This window comes from Bacillus sp. GW823-FHT06B01, assembly GCF_058952315.1.
On sequence record NZ_JBXAHR010000003.1, the window covers coordinates 792249 to 811339 of the forward strand.

23 protein-coding genes and 1 riboswitch are annotated in these 19091 nt (G+C 35.0%); of the genes, 16 read left to right on the forward strand and 7 right to left on the reverse strand.

What is annotated here, in order from left to right; genetic code table 11:
* The first annotated feature begins 18 nt into the window (after positions 1-18).
* The gene (locus AC1Q8N_RS17295) at positions 19-879 is read left to right on the forward strand and encodes a GNAT family N-acetyltransferase (RefSeq protein WP_048543458.1); all 861 of its coding nucleotides are present in this window, start codon (positions 19-21) and stop codon (positions 877-879) included.
* A 34-nt stretch (positions 880-913) separates the two neighbouring features.
* Here the strand turns inward: AC1Q8N_RS17295 and AC1Q8N_RS17300 are convergent, their stop codons facing one another.
* Positions 914-1474 (reverse strand): cysteine hydrolase family protein, encoded by a 561-nt coding sequence (locus tag AC1Q8N_RS17300; RefSeq protein WP_048543454.1) that lies wholly within the window; start codon positions 1472-1474, stop codon positions 914-916.
* 182 nt (positions 1475-1656) lie between these two features.
* On the opposite strand from AC1Q8N_RS17300, the gene AC1Q8N_RS17305 reads away from it, so the two are divergent.
* On the forward strand, positions 1657-1917 hold the full coding sequence (locus AC1Q8N_RS17305; RefSeq protein WP_001195212.1) for a DUF6123 family protein: 261 nt from the start codon (positions 1657-1659) through the stop codon (positions 1915-1917).
* Positions 1918-1919: 2 nt separating this feature from the next.
* On the opposite strand, the gene AC1Q8N_RS17310 is transcribed toward AC1Q8N_RS17305, so the two are convergent.
* From AC1Q8N_RS17310 to AC1Q8N_RS17320, 3 genes are all read right to left on the reverse strand, one after another.
* Positions 1920-2825: a DMT family transporter gene (locus tag AC1Q8N_RS17310; protein WP_048543452.1), complete on the reverse strand. Its 906-nt coding sequence runs from the start codon at positions 2823-2825 to the stop codon at positions 1920-1922.
* A gap of 13 nt (positions 2826-2838) precedes the next feature.
* Positions 2839-3225 (reverse strand): reverse transcriptase-like protein, encoded by a 387-nt coding sequence (locus tag AC1Q8N_RS17315; protein WP_048543450.1) that lies wholly within the window; start codon positions 3223-3225, stop codon positions 2839-2841.
* Positions 3226-3295: 70 nt separating this feature from the next.
* Positions 3296-4168, reverse strand: a complete 873-nt coding sequence (locus tag AC1Q8N_RS17320) for an aldose 1-epimerase family protein (protein ID WP_048543448.1) — start codon at positions 4166-4168, stop codon at positions 3296-3298.
* Positions 4169-4300: 132 nt separating this feature from the next.
* A riboswitch (PreQ1 riboswitch) is annotated at positions 4301-4345 on the forward strand.
* A 6-nt stretch (positions 4346-4351) separates the two neighbouring features.
* On the opposite strand from AC1Q8N_RS17320, the gene AC1Q8N_RS17325 reads away from it, so the two are divergent.
* From AC1Q8N_RS17325 to AC1Q8N_RS17335, 3 genes are all read left to right on the forward strand, one after another.
* Positions 4352-4840: a QueT transporter family protein gene (locus tag AC1Q8N_RS17325; protein ID WP_048543446.1), complete on the forward strand. Its 489-nt coding sequence runs from the start codon at positions 4352-4354 to the stop codon at positions 4838-4840.
* 148 nt (positions 4841-4988) lie between these two features.
* A complete protein-coding gene (locus AC1Q8N_RS17330; protein WP_048543444.1) occupies positions 4989-5648 on the forward strand; it encodes a ribonuclease H family protein in 660 nt (219 codons plus the stop codon).
* A gap of 12 nt (positions 5649-5660) precedes the next feature.
* Positions 5661-5837, forward strand: a complete 177-nt coding sequence (locus AC1Q8N_RS17335; protein ID WP_000358801.1) for a zinc-finger domain-containing protein — start codon at positions 5661-5663, stop codon at positions 5835-5837.
* A 33-nt stretch (positions 5838-5870) separates the two neighbouring features.
* On the opposite strand, the gene AC1Q8N_RS17340 is transcribed toward AC1Q8N_RS17335, so the two are convergent.
* The gene (locus AC1Q8N_RS17340) at positions 5871-6119 is read right to left on the reverse strand and encodes a DUF2564 family protein (RefSeq protein WP_000534395.1); all 249 of its coding nucleotides are present in this window, start codon (positions 6117-6119) and stop codon (positions 5871-5873) included.
* Between the two features lie 119 nt (positions 6120-6238).
* Positions 6239-6436, reverse strand: a complete 198-nt coding sequence (gene cspB / locus AC1Q8N_RS17345) for a cold shock-like protein CspB (RefSeq protein WP_001161731.1) — start codon at positions 6434-6436, stop codon at positions 6239-6241.
* A gap of 267 nt (positions 6437-6703) precedes the next feature.
* Between cspB and AC1Q8N_RS17350 the strand changes: the two genes are divergently transcribed.
* The 8 genes from AC1Q8N_RS17350 (at position 6704) to AC1Q8N_RS17385 (ending at position 13322) form a co-directional block, all read left to right on the forward strand.
* Positions 6704-7432, forward strand: a complete 729-nt coding sequence (locus AC1Q8N_RS17350) for a YqcI/YcgG family protein (protein WP_048543442.1) — start codon at positions 6704-6706, stop codon at positions 7430-7432.
* Positions 7433-7570: 138 nt separating this feature from the next.
* Positions 7571-8203 carry a LysE family transporter gene (locus tag AC1Q8N_RS17355; RefSeq protein WP_000466560.1) on the forward strand — a complete coding sequence of 211 codons (633 nt, stop codon included), beginning with the start codon at positions 7571-7573 and terminating at the stop codon, positions 8201-8203.
* Between the two features lie 19 nt (positions 8204-8222).
* Positions 8223-8516, forward strand: a complete 294-nt coding sequence (locus AC1Q8N_RS17360; RefSeq protein ID WP_000286360.1) for a hypothetical protein — start codon at positions 8223-8225, stop codon at positions 8514-8516.
* Between the two features lie 82 nt (positions 8517-8598).
* Entirely contained in the window at positions 8599-9228 is a 630-nt protein-coding gene (locus AC1Q8N_RS17365; RefSeq protein ID WP_000832138.1) for a sterol desaturase family protein, read from the forward strand.
* 309 nt (positions 9229-9537) lie between these two features.
* Entirely contained in the window at positions 9538-9879 is a 342-nt protein-coding gene (locus AC1Q8N_RS17370) for a DUF485 domain-containing protein (RefSeq protein ID WP_000817357.1), read from the forward strand.
* 2 nt (positions 9880-9881) lie between these two features.
* Positions 9882-11432, forward strand: a complete 1551-nt coding sequence (locus AC1Q8N_RS17375) for a solute symporter family protein (protein ID WP_493521295.1) — start codon at positions 9882-9884, stop codon at positions 11430-11432.
* Positions 11433-11612: 180 nt separating this feature from the next.
* Entirely contained in the window at positions 11613-12962 is a 1350-nt protein-coding gene (locus AC1Q8N_RS17380; protein ID WP_062822007.1) for an aspartate aminotransferase family protein, read from the forward strand.
* 51 nt (positions 12963-13013) lie between these two features.
* The gene (locus AC1Q8N_RS17385; protein WP_223265741.1) at positions 13014-13322 is read left to right on the forward strand and encodes a DUF3986 family protein; all 309 of its coding nucleotides are present in this window, start codon (positions 13014-13016) and stop codon (positions 13320-13322) included.
* Positions 13323-13381: 59 nt separating this feature from the next.
* On the opposite strand, the gene AC1Q8N_RS17390 is transcribed toward AC1Q8N_RS17385, so the two are convergent.
* A complete protein-coding gene (locus tag AC1Q8N_RS17390) occupies positions 13382-14545 on the reverse strand; it encodes a cation:proton antiporter (RefSeq protein WP_048543422.1) in 1164 nt (387 codons plus the stop codon).
* Between the two features lie 850 nt (positions 14546-15395).
* On the opposite strand from AC1Q8N_RS17390, the gene AC1Q8N_RS17395 reads away from it, so the two are divergent.
* The 3 genes from AC1Q8N_RS17395 to AC1Q8N_RS17405 all read left to right on the forward strand — a co-directional run bounded on the left by AC1Q8N_RS17395 (position 15396) and on the right by AC1Q8N_RS17405 (position 19058).
* The gene (locus tag AC1Q8N_RS17395) at positions 15396-16526 is read left to right on the forward strand and encodes an RNA-guided endonuclease InsQ/TnpB family protein (RefSeq protein ID WP_493521296.1); all 1131 of its coding nucleotides are present in this window, start codon (positions 15396-15398) and stop codon (positions 16524-16526) included.
* 201 nt (positions 16527-16727) lie between these two features.
* Positions 16728-17573, forward strand: coding sequence for a MerR family transcriptional regulator (locus AC1Q8N_RS17400; RefSeq protein ID WP_061673264.1), 846 nt, complete (start codon positions 16728-16730; stop codon positions 17571-17573).
* A 129-nt stretch (positions 17574-17702) separates the two neighbouring features.
* Positions 17703-19058 carry an MATE family efflux transporter gene (locus AC1Q8N_RS17405; protein ID WP_097918050.1) on the forward strand — a complete coding sequence of 452 codons (1356 nt, stop codon included), beginning with the start codon at positions 17703-17705 and terminating at the stop codon, positions 19056-19058.
* Positions 19059-19091: the final 33 nt, after the last annotated feature.

The window sequence follows — 19091 nt, forward strand, 5'->3', positions numbered from 1 at the left end:
TAGATAAGGGGATGAAGTATGCTTGAATTGGAAATTAAGGTGGAGCGTCTTAGGGAAGAACAAATAGGCGATATTGTAGCATTATCTTCTTATATTGGGTGGGATTATAATAAAGAAGAAATTGAGACTATTTTTGATTCAGGTATTATATACGGTGTGTGGAATAAGAGAAAGGAACTTATTGCTAGCGCGGCAATTATATTATATGGGGAGAAATTAGCGTCTATCGGAATGGTCATTGTACATCCGAAATATGAGGGGAATGGGATTGGAAAGGCGATAACGAATTCATGCATTAAGAGCGTATCGGCTCAAACTCCAATTATGCTTATTGCTACGGATGAAGGAAAGCCGTTATATGAAAAACTAGGATTTAGGGCAGTAAGCTATGTTTCTAAATACATATGTAACTCGTACAATGTGAATGATTATTGTGTAGGAAATGAAGATTATATGATGAATTATGAAGAGTGTGATTTAGAAAAAATAATAAAATTAGATGAAAATGCGTTTGGAACAAATAGAAAAGCATTTTTAACGAAAAGAATTATACAAAGTGAACAGTGCATCGTTGTAAAGGACAACAACCAAAATGTATTAGGTTACGGTTTAAGTATACAAACACCAGAAAATAAAATAATAGGTCCAGTCGTTGCGAAAAATGATGCGATGGCAATGAGAATTGTGCATGATTTAGCAAGAGAGCATCATGGTAAATTAAGAATTGATGTATCAGAAGGAAAGAAAGGTTTCATGAAAGAATTAGAGATTACTGGTTTTCAAAAGGTTAATACACCGCCAATTATGATGAGAAATAGTGATCAATTTTTGAAAAGAAATGGGGAACTATACAGTATTGCAGCGCAAATTTTTGGATAAAAAAGAATCCTTCTAAAAGAAGGATTCTTTTTTATTACTCACGATATTGGTCGTGAGTTGGTTGGAAGAGGTCTTCCTCGATATCTCTCACCATAGAAAAATGATCCACATTATAATGACCATGGAGAATTTTATTATGGTGAGAGATAATTTGTTCTGCAGTCAATACGTCAGAATCAGTTGTGGAATGACCGTTTTTAATTAATGTAACATCAAATCCTTGTACAGTAGCTGTTCTAACTGCGGTGTCGATGCAATGTTCTGTTTTACATCCACCGATAACGATATGATTAATTTTTTCTTCTTTTAAAAGTTCAAGTAGAGAAGTGCCATAGAATGCGTTTGTTGCTGCTTTATTAATAAGGATTGCAGACTGAGGTACTTGAATTTCATTATGTACTTCAAATCCTTCTCCGCTACCAGAAGCAACATCGATATCTCTTACGAAAACAATAAGGGAATTTGCATGTATTGCTTTTTGTACGGCTGTATTTAGTGTAGATAATAACTCTTTTTTGCGAAAAACTTCTTTTTCTTGTTCATTCCCATCCATTAATTCTTGCTGCGCATCGATAATTAATAGTGCCTGTTTCATCGTGTCTCCCCTTTAATATGAAATAAGTTCCACTATACATATTCATTCATATTGCAAGGAAATCCTCTATTGTCTATGCAGTAGACGATAGATTTACAAAGTTGTCAAAGAAATTTCATTCTCATAGCGTGTAAAAACATGTATGATAGGAGATGGAGAATTTTTGAGTAGGTGGGAATATCATGCAAACAGTAGAAGATTATCTTTCATTCTTACATACGAAAGGATTTAAACTATCAGAGGAAGCACAAGGGTTTATTATGTTTGGACAAGGATATACTGGTGCATCTGATGGAATTGTGAATGCAGCAATAGAAGCGACAATTAAACATCAATTACAGTTTGATGGGAGTTATTTTGTTGCGTTATTAGAACGTTTGAAAGAAGAAGAAATTACCGATAAAAAAAGCGCTAAGGCTTTTATGCGGAAGTTACAAGCGTAACTTCACGCAGCCTGCGCTTCTTTTTTTGTTTTGGAAGGTAATTCAACAAAAACCATGCCTAGGAAAATACATAGGCATCCGATAATAGCAGAAATAGAAAGTTGTTCGTTTGCAACGAGAACGCCTGTTAATGCAGCAAAAACAGGCTCCATTGCGAAAATAATTGCTACTCTCGTTGGAGACGTATGTTTTTGTGCTGATGTTTGAATAAAAAAAGCAATGGATGTCGCAAATAGGGAAGTTAGAAATAGAGCGAATAAAAAGGAAGAATTCGTCCATAGTGCTACTGAAAATAATTTTTCCCAATCTTCAAACAAAAAGGCGCAAATAGAAGAAAACATACCGACAGCTAATACTTGCGACGTGCTTAATAATAAAGGTGATATTTTCTTAGAGAAGAAGCCGTTAACAAGAATATGGGCAGCGAAAGCAACTGCACAACCGAGAACGAGTATATCTCCAATATTTAATTGAAAAGAATCACCAGCAGTTAATAAGTATAAACCTGCTGTTGCTACAGCAATGCCCATTACGATAAAAATGGTAGCTTTTTGTTTTAAAAAGATAAAAGACAAAATGGGTACCATAACGATACTAAGACCTGTTAAGAAACCAGCTTTTGAAGAAGTTGTATAAAGTAAGCCGAATGTTTGTAATACATAGCCAACGCATAAAAAAAATCCAACGATTAATCCAGCGAGACTACTCTGTTTTATATCTTGTTTTGAAGATTTTTTTGAGAAAATCATTTGAACGAATAATAAAATAATTCCAGCGAATAAAAAGCGAATACCATTAAAAGTAAATGGACCAACGAAAGACATAGCATTTTGAACGACAACAAATGTAGCTCCCCAAATAAAAGAGACAAATAATAAAGCAAGAGGAGCAACCCAATCTTTTTTCACACTCATACCCCCGTTAATTTTGTAAGATAGCTTTTCTAGCTAATTCATCAGCAACTTTATTTTGACTACTTGGAATCCACTTAATAAAAAAGAGATCGAAACTTTTTATGTACTGTAATGCTTCTTCTAATAGTGGTGCAAACATTTTATTTTTTGCGTATTCTTTTTCGACAGCTCGCTCGACAAGTTGCGAATCTGTACGAAAAGAGACAATGTTATAATTATGCTCCGTGCAATATTTTAATGCTACAAGTAAAGCGTGGTATTCTGCTTCATGATTGGACATTGTCCCAAGGGGCAATGATAATTGTACAGCTGGTTGCACCCCTTTAATAAACACTCCAGCACCAGAAGGACCAGGATTTCCTTTTGATGCACCATCAATATATACTTCAATCAAAGTGAGAAACCTCCAAATTATAAGATGATCCCCTACTTATATGTTTCTTTGAAGTAGGGGATAGAGTAACTTAGCCGATTGTAATACTATAACGACATGTAAATGTTTCATTCGCTTGTAAAGATTGAATTCCTTTTTTTTCCTTGAAATCTTTTGCTGGATTTACTTCATCAGCAATCCCGTACCAAGGTTCAATACATAAGAAAGGTGCGTTTTCGCCTGGTGTCCATACGCCGACAAATGGGAATCCGTCAAATTCTACTTTTACAAATTTATTATGTTTATGAGAACGAATAGAGATTTCATCCGTATTCATATTTTCAAAAATAAGCGCATCATTTTTGAATAAATCGTATGTAAGTGGTAATTCATTCGTATTTTCAGCGATTAATTGTTTTTTACTTGAAAGGTAAGGTCCTTCTAATACGCTTGTTTCTAAGCGTTCAGAACCATTAAATGATAAATGATAATCTGTAAATGATTCGCCCTCTAATAAGGGGAAGTTGAAACCAGGATGTGCTCCGATTGAGAAGAACATCTCTTTTGAAGTAGGGTTATTTACTTCATATGTTACATGAACGATTTGTCCGTCTAGCTCATAAGAAACGAGTAATTCGAATTCGTATGGGTATTTTTTTAATGTTTCTTCATTACTAGTTACAATATAAGTGATTTTCGTTTCACTTTGTTCTTGTACAGAGAATGTAAGATCACGAGCAAAGCCGTGCTGTGTTAAAGAATATGGTTTACCATCTACGTAGTATGTATTATCTACTAATCGGCCGACAATTGGGAATAAAATTGGTGAGCGGCGCCCCCAATAAGTAGAATCGCCTTGCCATAAGTATTCAGTGTTATCTTCTTTTAAGCGAACGCTTTGTAATTCTGCACCTTTGTCAGAAATGGAAACGATCACTTTTTCATTTTGAATTGTTGCTGTCATGAAGTGAAACCTCCTAAAACTTTCATATGTTTTATTATACGTTGTCTAAAAGAAAAAAGGTAGTTAATGATAGGAATCTATTGACGAGAGAGTGTGTATTGCGTAGAATATATTCTTGTTGCTTAAAAAACGAATAACGTGGTTCGAAACCATCCCACGTAAAAAAACTAAGGAGATTTTGTCATGAATATAAGAACATTAGTCGGTAATGGTATTTTAGCGGCATTATATATTGCTGTTTCTATGCTTATTCAGCCATTTGGCTTTACGAGTGTACAGTTTCGTATTTCAGAGATGTTTAATCATCTTGTTGTATTTAATAAGAAAGCAATTTACGGAATTGTATTAGGTGTATTTTTAACAAATCTCTTTTTCTCACCCATGATCGCTTACGATTTAGTATTTGGAGTAGGGCAATCTATTCTTGCATTAGTTGCAACGATTATTTCTATGCGATTTATTAAAGGTGTTTGGGCTCGTATGATTTTTAATACAGTTATTTTTACAATTACAATGTTTATGATTGCAATTGAACTTCATCTTGCATTTGATTTACCATTTATGTTGACTTGGTTAACATGTGCCGTCGGTGAATTTGTTGTCATGGCAATTGGTATGCCTGTAATGTACTGGATTAATAAACGAGTACAATTTGAAAGATTTATGCAATAGATGAAAGAGCTATTCCTATAGGGATAGCTCTTTTTGTATGTAATCATATTGAATATAATGCTGTGACTCTTGATACAATATAATAAAATAAAGTGAGGCTTTCATTAGCTGACTACATATAAGAAGTCTTATATAAGGGGAATCTAGTATGAAATATAAAATTCATTGGTTGTATAAAACAAAGAGCGGATTGCAGACGGAATTAACGACAGATTATATGAACATAGAAGATGTATTGCAATTTGCAGAGGATTTCGAGAAAACAGGAAGAGTGAAAGAACTATCATTTTATGATGAAATGGATGCAGAATGGTCATTAAAGGAAATGAAAAAGCTGAGTAAACAAGTGGAGGAAGAGCCCCAAGAAATCCTCGTTTATTTTGATGGCGGTTATGATGTACAGACGAAAGAAGCTGGAGTAGGTATATGTGTATACTATAAAAAAGGAAATACAAAATACCGAATTCGCCGTAACGCATATATAGAAGGTATATATGATAATAATGAAGCGGAATATGCATCATTACTATATGGCATGAATATACTCGAGGAATTCGGAATTAAGTATGAAGCAGTTACACTTCGCGGCGATTCTCAAGTTGTACTGCAGCAATTGGCTGGAGAATGGCCTTGTTATGATGAGCATTTAAATCATTACTTAGATCAAATTGAACAAAAAGCGAAGCAAATGAAATTAAAACTTGTATGTGAGCCGATATCTAGAAAACAAAATAAAGAAGCGCATCAATTAGCTACGCAAGCATTAGAAGGAACAGTCATTGATAGTCATAAAGAAATAACCGAATAGAGAGGTGCAAAGGTGGATAAAAAGCAACTCATTACAGAGGTAAATGACTTATTAGAAACGTATTGTGAAGGATGTTTCTTGCGAGAACATAATCGAAAGACAAATAGTAAGTATTACGCTCATTCATTTTGTATTAGGCAATGTACAGTTGGAGAAACATTGAAAAAGTATGGGGAACAGTTATCATGAAAAAACATCCAGAGAAAATTCTCTGGATGTTTTTTAGTGTCTTGCTTCGTTTAGTTGATGCTCGCATTTACTTAATTTCTTTTCCTCATTCATTAAAAATGGCTCATCTAAATCTGTCGCAACAGATTTCATAATTTCAAGCTGAGAGCGAGCGGCTTCTACAGCAGTAGTCGCATGCTCTAATGTATCTGGATCCATTGAAATTGTCGCTGATCCTACCATTTTTTGTGCTGTTTCTACACGGAATTTCACTTCTTCAAAATCATTTACTTCTGATCCCATTATTACTTCCTCCTTTGTATATTGCGCATTTCACATAGTTTTTGCTCTGTAAAACGGAAATATACAAAGGAATAACAAAGGAGGTTACCAAGTAAGGTAACCTCCTGTTATATGTTGGATTAAAGTTTTACTACGTTAGCAGCTTGAGGTCCGCGGTTTCCTTCAGTGATATCGAAAGATACTTCTTGACCTTCTTCTAAAGCTTTGTAGCCGTCACCTTGAATAGCAGAGAAATGTACGAATACATCGTCAGCGCCTTCCATTTCGATAAATCCAAAACCTTTTTCGTTGTTAAACCATTTTACTTTTCCTTGCATGTTACAATTCCTCCTAAAAACATTTGCTTTTTTTCATTTAGTGAAATTCATTTGAAAGATAATATAAACTAAAAATGCTATAATCTTGAATATTCTGCTAAATGATTAATTTAAATATACACGAATTGGTAGAAATTAGTCAAGTAAGCGATTTTATTTTTTTGTATTTTTAAATAATTTTTCAGCCGAATTTTTAAATAGGTATAGGACAGGCCGAGTATGTAATATTCTTAATTGAATGCTATACATAATGAGGTGAAAGAAAGAATGAATGAGTCTTATTTATTAGATAATGAAGGAATGAGAACGAGAACTGACATACCAAATTGGGTTGCAAAAGAATTTCAAAATTTTTCGAGTGTCGTGCTAGAACCAACTTTCCCATGTTATTTCGGCTTAACAGCTTTGAAAAAGAATGAACTTCGTTATTCATTTCTCTCTCATACTGATTGGAGTCATTTGCCACATACAATGTTATCTTTTTTAGAGTTAATGAAAGAGCGCCCAATTGTAAGAAGAGGATTCTTTCTTTTTGTGGAACCGGAATGTGAGGAACAATCACTGGAATATTATCGTGATTACTTTTGGAAAGTACTACAATATTTACATGAAAACGATGACCAAACATGGCCGAAGCAAATTCCTGAAGACCCAGACCATTACTTATGGGAATTTTCATTTGGTGGTGAACCGATATTCGCATTTGGAAATGCGCCAGCTTATAAACAACGAAAAACTAGGCATTTAGGAAATTCTCTCGTTATTGGATTTCAACCGCGTACCATCTTTGATGGATTAGAAGGGGATCGCCCTAAAGGAGCATATTCAAGGCAAACGGTCCGAGATCGAGTTGAAAAGTGGGATCAGCTGCCGAAACACCCTAACATTAGTCATTATGGTGATCCAGATCATCGCGAATGGAAACAATACTTCATAGGAGACGATGTAGAGCCGATAAAAGGAAAATGTCCTTTTCTTCATAAGTTAGAAAAGTAAGAGCCATCATCCAGATGGCTCTTTTGCATATTTTGGATAAAAAAGGGTATTTTAGTAGTAAATATTTTGATGAAAGCTAGTCTATTTTTAATCATTACATCATTACTTAATAGTAAAGGAAGTAGAAAGGATAGAGCGATGTTTGGAGCGATTATACAACAAATTGTATTAGGTATTTCATTAGCTGCGCCAGTAGGTCCGATTAATATTGAAATGTTAAAACGAGGAATTGAACGAGGTTTTTGGCATGCATGGGTTGTTGGAATTGGTGGAATGACTGCAGATATTTTGTTTATGCTTCTCATTTATTTCGGTTTATCTTCTGTGTTTATGTATACATATGTACAAGCTTTTATGTATTGCACAGGGTTTTTCTTATTATTTTATTTAGGATTTCAAAGTGTAAAACAAGGAATTTCCCACTCGAATATGGAATATAAAAAGGAAGAGGTAGGTGGCCTTAAACAATCGTTTATGGCAGGTTTTTTAATTGCGATATCCAATCCATTAAACCTTGTTTTTTGGTTTGGTATATACGGAAGTACACTTAGCTCATTGCTTACGAAGGTAACGAAACAAGAAGCCTTTTTATACAGTCTTTGTATTATCGTTGGCATTATTTTATGGAATTTAAATATTGCTTTTTCTGTCCATTTTGGCAGAACTTTATTAAAGCAAAAAGCACTTGGCTATATAACAGCGGGAGCCGGTATTATTTTAGTAGGATATTCTATCCATTTTGCATACAAAGCTTTACAGTTGTTCACATAAGATTGAAGGGGAGATTTTTATGTATCGAACCACTATTGACGGAAAAGAAATTATTATTACGTTAGCACCCAAAATCCGAAAAGAAATTACTGATAGGAATCCACTATATGAAGCGGTATTTCATAATGCAGCAAGATTACTGCAAACAAAGCAACCAACGTTTGCGCTAAATCATGAAATATTTGGGCTCATTATTGGAGAGGTACAAAGAGGAGAAGTAACAGTGTTTGCGGTGGAACATATTATTCCAAAGCAAAATATATTTGGATCGAACAATTTTTTCTCGACAATAGAGCAGCAGGCAAATTTGTAAAGTGAATAGAATAAAATAAAAAATAGAAGAAATAGTCGTAACGATATGTTGCGGCTGTTTTTTTGGAAAAGGGGGAAGGAAGATGAAGAGAGTGGGGAAAGAGTTCTTTTTACAACATGATATCGTTATTATGTATAGTATTTTATTTATTTTCATCATTATTTTAAAAATGCAATTTTTTACATGGATCGGTATGTTCGCGTGTTTGTTTGGGATTGTTTTTTATACGCTTAACGAATATATGACACATCGGTTTTTATTCCATTTAAAGCCACCTAAAAACGTATTTTTATTAAAAATGTTAAGAAGATTACATTATGATCATCATGTATATCCAGATGATTTAAAACTATTGTTTTTGCCTGTATGGTTTAGTATACCTAGCTTTACTATATATTTACTTATAGCATATGGTATAACAAAAAGTGCTACTATTACACTTTCATTCGGAATTGGAATGATTATCATGCTTCTCGTTTATGAATGGAAACATTATATTGCACATAAGCCGATTCGTCCGTTCACTAAGTTTGGAAGGTGGCTAAAAAAACAGCACATATTACACCATTATAAAAATGAAAAGTTTTGGTTTGGTGTTTCAAATCCAGTATTCGATTTCATATTTGGAACACTTAAAGATGGGAAAGACGTTGAATTAAGTGAAACAGCTCGTAATTTAGAAAAAGAGAAAAAGACAGAAGTAGTGCGATAAGCACTACTTTTTTTATTTGGAAATTTGCCGGGTGGTAAAACTCCCGCCTCACAATCCGGCAAATATGAGGAAGTTAGATGGAAGATAACTTCCTGTAAAGCTTGACTGGTGAGGAATTGAAGTGCGTAATTTTTATGTTGAAAAAGTATATTAAAAACTTAGGAGAAATTGGCGAAAAATGTCTATCGAAAAATCTTTGCAGGAATGTATGGATTGTCTAAAATAGAAATAAGTTTCTGAATATTTATAAAATTTAGTCTTTAGGTATACAAGGGGGAATTGTATTTTCGGTAAGAGAGGGGAATGGGAATGAAAAGAGATGATACATCAGCACGTAAGTTACAAAATGAAGTGAATTATACAGAGATTGTTCAGTCAGAAGAATTTCAATTGCTATTAAATACGAAAAAGAAGTTTATCGTTCCGATGAGTATTTTCTTTTTAAGCTTTTTTATTGCATTACCTATTTTAACATCGTATTCAAAGGTGCTCAATACACCAGCATTTGGGGATGTTACGTGGGCATGGGTGTTTGCATTTGCGCAATTTATCATGACGTGGTCATTATGTATGATTTATAGCAAGAAAGCAGAATCCTTTGATAAAATCTCGCAAAAAATTCTACAAGATATGCAAAAAGGGAGGGGCTAACTTTGAATGTAACCGCTTTTGCATTATTTTTAATCATCGTTCTTGGTACACTCGTCATAACTTATTTTGCATCGAAGAAAACGAAAAATGCGAGTGAGTTTTATACAGCTGGAGGGGGATTAACTGGTTGGCAAAATGGTCTGGCCATTGCGGGAGATTATATGTCTGCTGCGTCATTTCTTGGTATAGCCGGAGCGATCGCATTAACTGGATTTGATGGATTCTTTTATAGTATCGGCTTTTTAGTTGCTTATTTAGTTGTTCTATACCTTGTTGCAGAACCGCTTAGAAATTTAGGGAAGTACACGTTAGCGGATATGATTGCGGCACGTTTTGATGCGAAAAAAGTTCGCGGCGTTGCAGCGCTTAATACAATGACGATTTCGATTTTTTATATGATTGCACAATTAGTTGGGGCTGGTGCACTTATTAAATTATTATTAGGGATCGAATATACGACATCCGTTTTAATCGTTGGTACATTAATGACAGTGTACGTTATTTTTGGCGGAATGACTGCGACGAGCTGGGTACAAATTGTTAAGGCTGTATTACTTATGGCTGGTACATTTATTATTTCTGTTATCGTTTTCTCAAAATTTAATTTTAGTGTGACTGAAATGTTCGCTCAAATGAAAACAGCTACGGCATTAAAAGATTCATTTTTAAATCCAGGGGTAAAGTATAAGGATGGTCTTGATACACTGTCTTTAAATTTAGGACTAGTTCTTGGTACTGCCGGATTACCACATATTCTTGTTCGCTTTTTTACAGTACGTGATGCAAAAACGGCACGGCAATCTGTTGTGTACGCTACGTGGTTAATTGGCGCATTTTATATTATGACAATCTTCTTAGGATTTGGGGCAGCAGCATTTGTAGGGAATGAGGCGATTATGAAAGCAAACCCTGCTGGTAATATGGCAGCACCTCTATTAGCTAAAGCGTTAGGTGGAGATTTCTTATTTGCTTTCGTTTCAGCAATTGCCTTTGCAACTATTTTAGCTGTAGTGGCAGGACTTGTATTAACAGCAGCATCAGCATTCGCACATGATTTTTATAATGAAATTATTCGCAAGGGGAAATCAACGGAAAAAGAGCAAGTGTCAATGGCTCGCTATGCGTCTATTGGAGTAGCGGTATTATCCATTATACTAGCGTTATTTGCTCAAACATTGAACGTGGCATTTTTAGTTTCATTGGCATTTGCAGTTGCAGCGAGTGCAAATCTACCAGTTATATTATTCACAATATATTGGAAGCGCTTCAATACAACAGGTGCCATTTCGGGTATGGTCGTTGGTCTTGTATCAGCAATTGTTCTCGTAGCCTTAAGTCCAAATGTTTGGAACCCTGTAGCTGGAAAAGCTATATTTGTTGGGGAAGCGATATTCCCATATACGACACCTGGAATTATTTCAATTCCGCTTGGATTCCTTGCAGCATATTTAGGAACCGTGTTATCTAGTAAGAAAGAAGATGTTGCGAAATTTGATGAGATTCTTGTGAAATCTAATACAGGTCATGGTGTTAGTGATGCATCGTCACATTAAAAAGAGAAGGGCTTTTCGATATATAAGAAAAGCTCTTTTTTTCTTGTAAATATTACTGTATTGTAAGTAGGATTTTGTCTTAATTTTGTGGAATGAAAATAAGCAGGGAGAAAATTAAATCATCATGGCACCAGCGCAGCTTTTGTGAAAAATAAGTTGTTATGGAAGGTGGAAGAAATGATGAAAACGAAACAGACTGATGAATTATTAGCAAAAGATGAGCAATATGTTTGGCACGGAATGCGTCCCTTTAGTCCAAATAGTACAATGGTAGGGGCAAAAGCAGAAGGGTGCTGGGTTGAAGATATACAAGGAAAACGATATTTAGATGGTATGAGTGGTCTTTGGTGTGTGAATAGTGGATATGGCAGAAAAGAGCTCGCAGAGGCGGCTTATAAGCAATTACAAACATTATCATACTTTCCAATGTCACAATCGCATGAACCGGCTATAAAGCTTGCAGAAAAATTAAATGAATGGCTTGGAGGAGAGTATGTTATTTTCTTCTCTAATAGTGGCTCGGAAGCGAACGAAACAGCTTTTAAAATAGCAAGACAATACTATGCTCAAAAAGGTGAACCGCATCGTTATAAATTTATGTCACGTTACCGCGGGTATCATGGGAATACAATGGCAACGATGGCAGCGACGGGACAAGCACAACGTAGATATCAATATGAGCCATTTGCTTCAGGATTTTTACATGTAACGCCGCCAGATTGTTATCGTATGCCTGGAATAGAAAGAGAGAACATTTATGATGTAGAATGTGTAAAAGAAGTAGATCGCGTTATGACATGGGAATTAAGTGAAACGATTGCAGCTTTTATTATGGAACCAATTATTACGGGCGGAGGCATTTTAATGCCGCCACAAGACTATATGAAAGCTGTTCATGAAACGTGTCAAAAACACGGTGCCTTGCTCATTAGTGATGAAGTGATTTGCGGTTTCGGACGTACAGGAAAAGCATTTGGATTTATGAATTATGACGTTCAGCCAGATATTATTACGATGGCAAAAGGGATTACGAGCGCATATTTACCGTTATCAGCGACAGCTGTGAAAAAAGAAATATATGAAGCATTTAAAGGGAAGGGAGAATATGAATTCTTCCGTCATATTAATACATTTGGTGGAAATCCTGCAGCTTGTGCATTAGCGCTTAAAAACTTAGAGATTATGGAAAATGAAAATTTAATTGAGCGATCTGCACAAATGGGCTCGCTTTTATTAGAGCAATTAAAAGAAGAAATTGGAGAGCATCCACTTGTTGGGAATATTAGAGGGAAAGGTCTACTAGTTGGAATCGAACTAGTAAATGATAAAGAGACGAAAGAACCAATTGATAACGACAAAATTGCAAGTGTTGTAAATGCTTGTAAAGAAAAAGGTTTAATTATTGGACGAAACGGCATGACAACAGCAGGATATAATAACGTCTTAACATTAGCACCACCACTTGTTATTTCAAGTGAAGAAATTGCCTTTGTTGTTGGAACGTTGAAGACGGCGATGGAACGTATTTAATGAATCGAGCGAGCTGTAATATACAGCTCGCTTTTGTTTATTATGTGAAATATGATAAATTTTCAAAGGGAGGGAACTTTTATGAAGAAATATGACCCTAGTCAACATTATCACATCGGGTATTATGAAGATGGATACGATTTAGAAGTGACGGCGTACAAAAGAATAAATGAACCAGTTTGGGACGCTTATATTCCGCACTATGAGGTAGACAATTTTTATAAGAAAGTGGAGAAAATGAAGCTAGGTGAATATATAGATGATTACGGCATTATGGTGTATTCATTTCGTAATGATATTGATGATGAAGAAGCACGAATTATTTTTGAAAAATGGTTAAAAACGAATAAAATTGTTTAAAGATAAAACGAAAAAGAGATTGCTATCTTATAAGATAGCAATCTCCTTTTTTATTAAACTTATTTACTTGCTTTCATTGCTTTATCTTTTGCACCAAAAGTGTATTTTAACATTGGTGGTGTAATCATTGTAGTTAAAATAACGACAATAACGATAGCTGTAAAGTAATCTTGTGCTAGTAGACCTGAAGAAAGTCCTGTTCCTGCGATGATAAGTGCAACTTCACCACGAGAAACCATTCCAGCACCGATAATTGCAGAAGACTTAGCATCAAATCCAGTCATTCGTGCACCAAATCCACAACCAATTAGTTTCGTTAATACAGCGATTACTGTTAATGCTAGGATGAACCAAATTTGATTGCCAATACCGTCAAATGTAATATTCATACCGATACTAACGAAGAACACTGGAACGAACATAGCGTAAGCGATTGGTTCTACTTTCTTTTCTACTTCATGTTTGTAGTTCGTTTGAGAAATAGCGATACCAGCGGCGAAAGCACCGATAATACCAGCAATTCCTAATAGTTCGCCGAAATATGCGAATGAGAAACAGATGATAAGAGCCGCGCTCACGATAGACTCAGATACGCGTAGTGGTGATAACCAGCGCATAATCGCAGGAACACCTTTCCATCCGATTAAAATAATAGAAGCGAAGAATACAACTTTCTTCAAGATAACCATTGTTAAGTTAACATCGTCTGTACCTAAGAAGCTCATTGCAAATGCTAATAAAATAACAACAAGAATGTCATCAAATACAGCTGCGCCAAGCATAGTTGTACTTTCACGTGTTTTCATCTTTCCTAAATCACGAAGTGTTTGTACGGAAATACTAACACTTGTCGCACATAGAAGTAATCCTAAAAATACAGCATTTCCTTGTTCCATTCCCATAACAAGACCAGAAACGTAACCACCTACGAATGGTAGAATGATACCTCCAAGTGCAACAGCTAAAGAAGAATTACGATTTGCATTTAATTCCTCTAAGTCTGTTTCAAGTCCTGCCATAAACATTAAAAGAATAACACCGACATTACTTAATTGTGTTAGAAGCTCTGAATTTTCAATCCAACCTAATATAGCTGGACCGATAACGATACCGACAATTAATTTACCGAGTACAGAAGGTTGACCTAGTCTAACACTAAGGTCACCAGCAAGCTTTGTACTTAATAAAATAAGTGCAATTTGAAAGAAAAATTCGAAATCCATCGGATCCTCTCCTCATCATTTTTATTTTTATCATACGATTTCTCGGAATTTGCCTAATGAAAATATGTAAAACCCATTAAACAAAGGTCTGATTACAAGTTCTTTTGAACTCGTAATTTGAACCTGTAATTAATATATAATAAAATGTATGAAAAATCAATGAAAAAATAGCAGATTTTCATGATAGGATTCGATTTAGGTATGGAGGGTAACTAACTGTTACGATGTATTTAACCAAGTATAACGAAAGTTAATTAAATATATCAGTAAGCCGTACTAGTTAAGTGATTGGCTAGTAGTGAGGGTTAACGGCGGGCAATCCCTAAAGCTGATTGAACTACAACGTGGCTAGAAATAGCGAGCGTGAATGTCGCCGAAGCAGAAAAAATCAATCAGATCGTGCAAGGTTAAATCCTAAACATTAGAACAATGGGTCTTCCGCATCGAATCATCTAAGTTAATATTGATAAGATGAATGTTCAACGACTATTTTGTATAACTGACGAGAGTACATCACAAGCCTATGGTGGTGGAAAAATCCTCTATCTCTAAGTAGATAAACATATAGTCTGCGCTCATGTGAAAACAGGAGAAGTTCATAAGAGAACTGGCTAAGGAATTGCATCCTTAGTTGAACAAGATAAATTTTATTGAATCTATCAAACTTCATTGAATTTGTCGAACGTATGTGCTACTTTAGATTCAATGAGGTGAGAATAATAATGAAATTTTCACGAGTTAGTCAAGTATCAGAATTAACAGGTTTGCATCCGATTAGTCTCAGGAGAATGCTGGTGGAACACGCTACTATTCAGAAGAACAAATCTTTCATTAAAGGAGTTACATTCTGATGATATTGGCGAAGAAGGCCAGACTGATTCCAACGCCTGAACAAGAAAAAGTGCTTAGAAACCATGCTGGTGCTGCAAGATTTGCTTATAACTATTGTAAAAGAATGAGTGATAGATACTATAAGCTATTTGGGAAATTTGTTTCACAGTTAGATTTACAGAAACGATTTACAAAGATCAAGAAGCGAAAGAGATATGAGTGGTTACATGACATCAATGCACAGGTTCCTAAACAGGCTTCAAAAGATTTTGACAAGGCGAGGAAAAATTCGTTCGAAAAGTACAAAAATGGTTCTCACACTTCTTATAAATCCAAAAAAGATGTAATCCAAGGATTTTATGCCAATTATGAAAGGCTGATTATAGGAAAGAAAGTAGTTCATATTCAGTCTATTGGAGAAGTGAAAACAAGCCAACAACTACCAAGAAACAAAAAACCATCCAATCCAAGAGTTACCTTTGATGGTCGTCACTGGTGGATTAGTGTAGGGTTCCAAGAAGACTTTGAATTACAAGAACTAACGAACGAGTCGATTGGTGTGGATGTTGGATTAAAAGAGCTGTTTGTAGCTTCTAATGGTATGAAAGAACGAAATATAAACAAAGATGCCAAGGTTAAAAAACTTTTGAAAAGGAAAAAGTCAGCGCAAAGAGATATGTCTAGGAGATTTAAAAAAGGTGTAAAAATTCAATCTGCCGGATATGAAAAAGCGAAAGGTGAGCACCTGCGGTTATCTAGGAAAATTATGAATATCCGAAATAACCATATCCAACAAGCAACAGCTAACTTGGTGAAAACCAAACCAATGAGGATTGTTGTGGAAGACTTATCTATCTCAAACCTGTTAAAAAACAAAAAACTATCGAAAGCATTTTCATTTCAAAAATTAAACTTCTTCTTTCAATGTTTATCATACAAGTGTGAGAAGTACGGCGTTGCGTATGTAAAAGCTGATAAATGGTTCGCTTCAAGCAAGATTTGCTCATGTTGCGGCGTAAAATACGACCATTCAGTTCAATCAGAAGGACAGTGGAGTTTAAAAATACGTGAGTGGTGTTGTGTTTCCTGCAATAGCCATCACGATAGGGATGTAAATGCGGCGATAAATTTATCAAGATGGGTAAAATAAATGCTTGATAATAGGAGGTAACGATACTGCCTCGTGTGGAGTGTTATACCCCTCGTCCCTTTGGGGCTGCGAGAACATGATGAAGCACTAACTTGTGTAAATTTGATTGAATTGTATAGATTTAGTTAAGTTTATCGTATCGGAATCACTATATAATAAGAAGAAATAAGGCTACGCTATTAATGAATTGGAGAAGGGTATATGTTATTAAATAAACGTTTTACAATTGGAGAAATGGCAAAAATGCAAAATATAGCGGAATCTACTTTACGCTATTATGATGAAAAGGGGATTTTTCATCCGTCCATTGTGGACCCGCAAACAAATTATCGCTATTATACGATCGATCAATTTTCACTATTAGATACGATTAAATTTTTACGCCAATTAAATATTCCATTAAAGGAAATTAAGAAATATATTGATGAAAGAAATCCGGCATACGCACTCAATTTACTGGAAAAACAACAAGAAATGATGTTGAAAAAACAAAGAGAAATTGAGTATGCTTTGGCGAAAATGGAACATAAAATTCATTTAATTAAGGAAGCGACAAAAGCAAAAGCTGAACAAATGGTAATTAAAGAAATCCCGCAGCGAAAAATTACAGCAATTGCGGTTGCCCCGAATACGACGGATGATATGTTTGAGTACTATATTCATTCGTTGCAAAAAAATATGAAACAAATGGATGATAGCTTATTTTCTGGAGATATCGGTGTAACAGTTGCGAAAAAAGGATTAATGCAAAATGAGTTTCAAGCATATAGCAGTGTTTTTATTCTTTTGGATTACATGCCTTTTCAAATACATAGTTCAGATGAAATTAAAGAAGGCATGTTTGCCTGTGTATATCATCATGGACCATATGAAGAAACGGATGAAACATATAAGAAGTTAATGAAATATATTAATCAAGAAGGATACGAAGTAAGTGGAGATGCGATTGAGATTGCATTAATTGATTGGTCTGTAACAGACAATCCAGAGGAGCAAGTAACAGAAATTCAAATTCCTATAATGAAAAAACAAAGCAATAAGTTGTAGGACGCGTATCATTACAAATTGGCTCCAAACATGATAATTAAGTTACCTATTTTTTAATTCTCTATTGACCTTCAAGTAACTTGAAGGTTTAAACTGTGAACAGAGCATTGAAAAAGGAGCATTTATATGATGGAAACAACAGAAAAGTTAAGAGAAAAACCGATAAAAAGTTTATTTATTTCTTATTTAATACCAGCCGTTCTAGGAATGGTGTTAATGTCAGTTAATATTGTGATTGATGCGGTTATGATTAGTAGGGGAGTTGGGGCAAACGGATTAGCAGGAGTAAACGTGGCTATTCCAGCGTTTTCAATTTTCTTCTCTATTTCATTATGGATTGGAATGGGCGGGGCAACGTTATATTCCATTGCACTAGGTGAAAATAAATTAGATAGGGCAAGATCTATTTTTACTCAATCCATGACGGTAGCAGTAATTATCGTAGGTGTGTTAGCAGCGATTTGCTTATGGAGAATAGAAGATTTAGCATACTTATTCGGTGCAAACGAAGTGATTTTACCGTATGCGTTAGACTATTTACACGTGTTATTAACATTTGGAATGATATACGTTTTAGAAAATATTTTAAGTACATTTATACGAAATGATGGAAATCCTAATTTAGCAATGGCAGGGCTAGTTGTAACGGCTGTATTAAATATAGTGTTTGACTATATCTTTATTTTCATCTTTGGATGGGGCGTAACAGGTGCGGCTTCAGCGACTATTCTTTCAGCAGCGATTGGTTTCCTTGTATTATTAACGCACTTCTTTAGAAAAAGTAGTATTTTAAAATGGACGAAATTCCATTTTGAATGGGATACAGTTAAACAAATTATGATCATAGGTTTCCCGAGCTTTACAGCAGAAAGTACAGTAGCGATTGTTACGATTGGTTTTAATATTACATTCGTTCAATATGCAGGAGAAGTAGGCGTCGCTTCTTATGCGATGGTGAATAGTATTCATGCGATGACATTACTATTATTCTTCGGCGTTGGAGCAGCGTTACAGCCAATCGCTAGTTTCCATTACGGTGCAAATTTAGCAGAAAGATTACGTGAAGGATTGCAGTTTGCTGTAAAAATTGCGGTAGTACTTGGGGGCGTAGCAATAATTGTCGGATTATTCTTCGGGAAATATATTATTGGTCTCTTTGATGTCCAATCTCCAGAGTTATTGGAGTTAACATTAACGGGTATTAGCTTGTTCTTTATCCAATATGTATTTTTAGGCTATAACATTGTGTATGGAGAGTACTTCCAATCCGTGCGACAAACGACAAAATCAGTGCTGATTATAATGAGCCGAGGGTTACTATTTATTATTCCATTATTATGGATTATGCCAAAATTATTTGGGATAAACGGAATTTGGCTCGTTATGCCAGTAGCTGAAGTATTGACAGCGATTATTGTATTTACGATGAATCGTATGAAACATCCTGTTCCGTTAAATATGACAGGAAAGAAAGAAGCGATATAATGAAGAAAATCCCCTTGAGCAAGTAAGGGGATT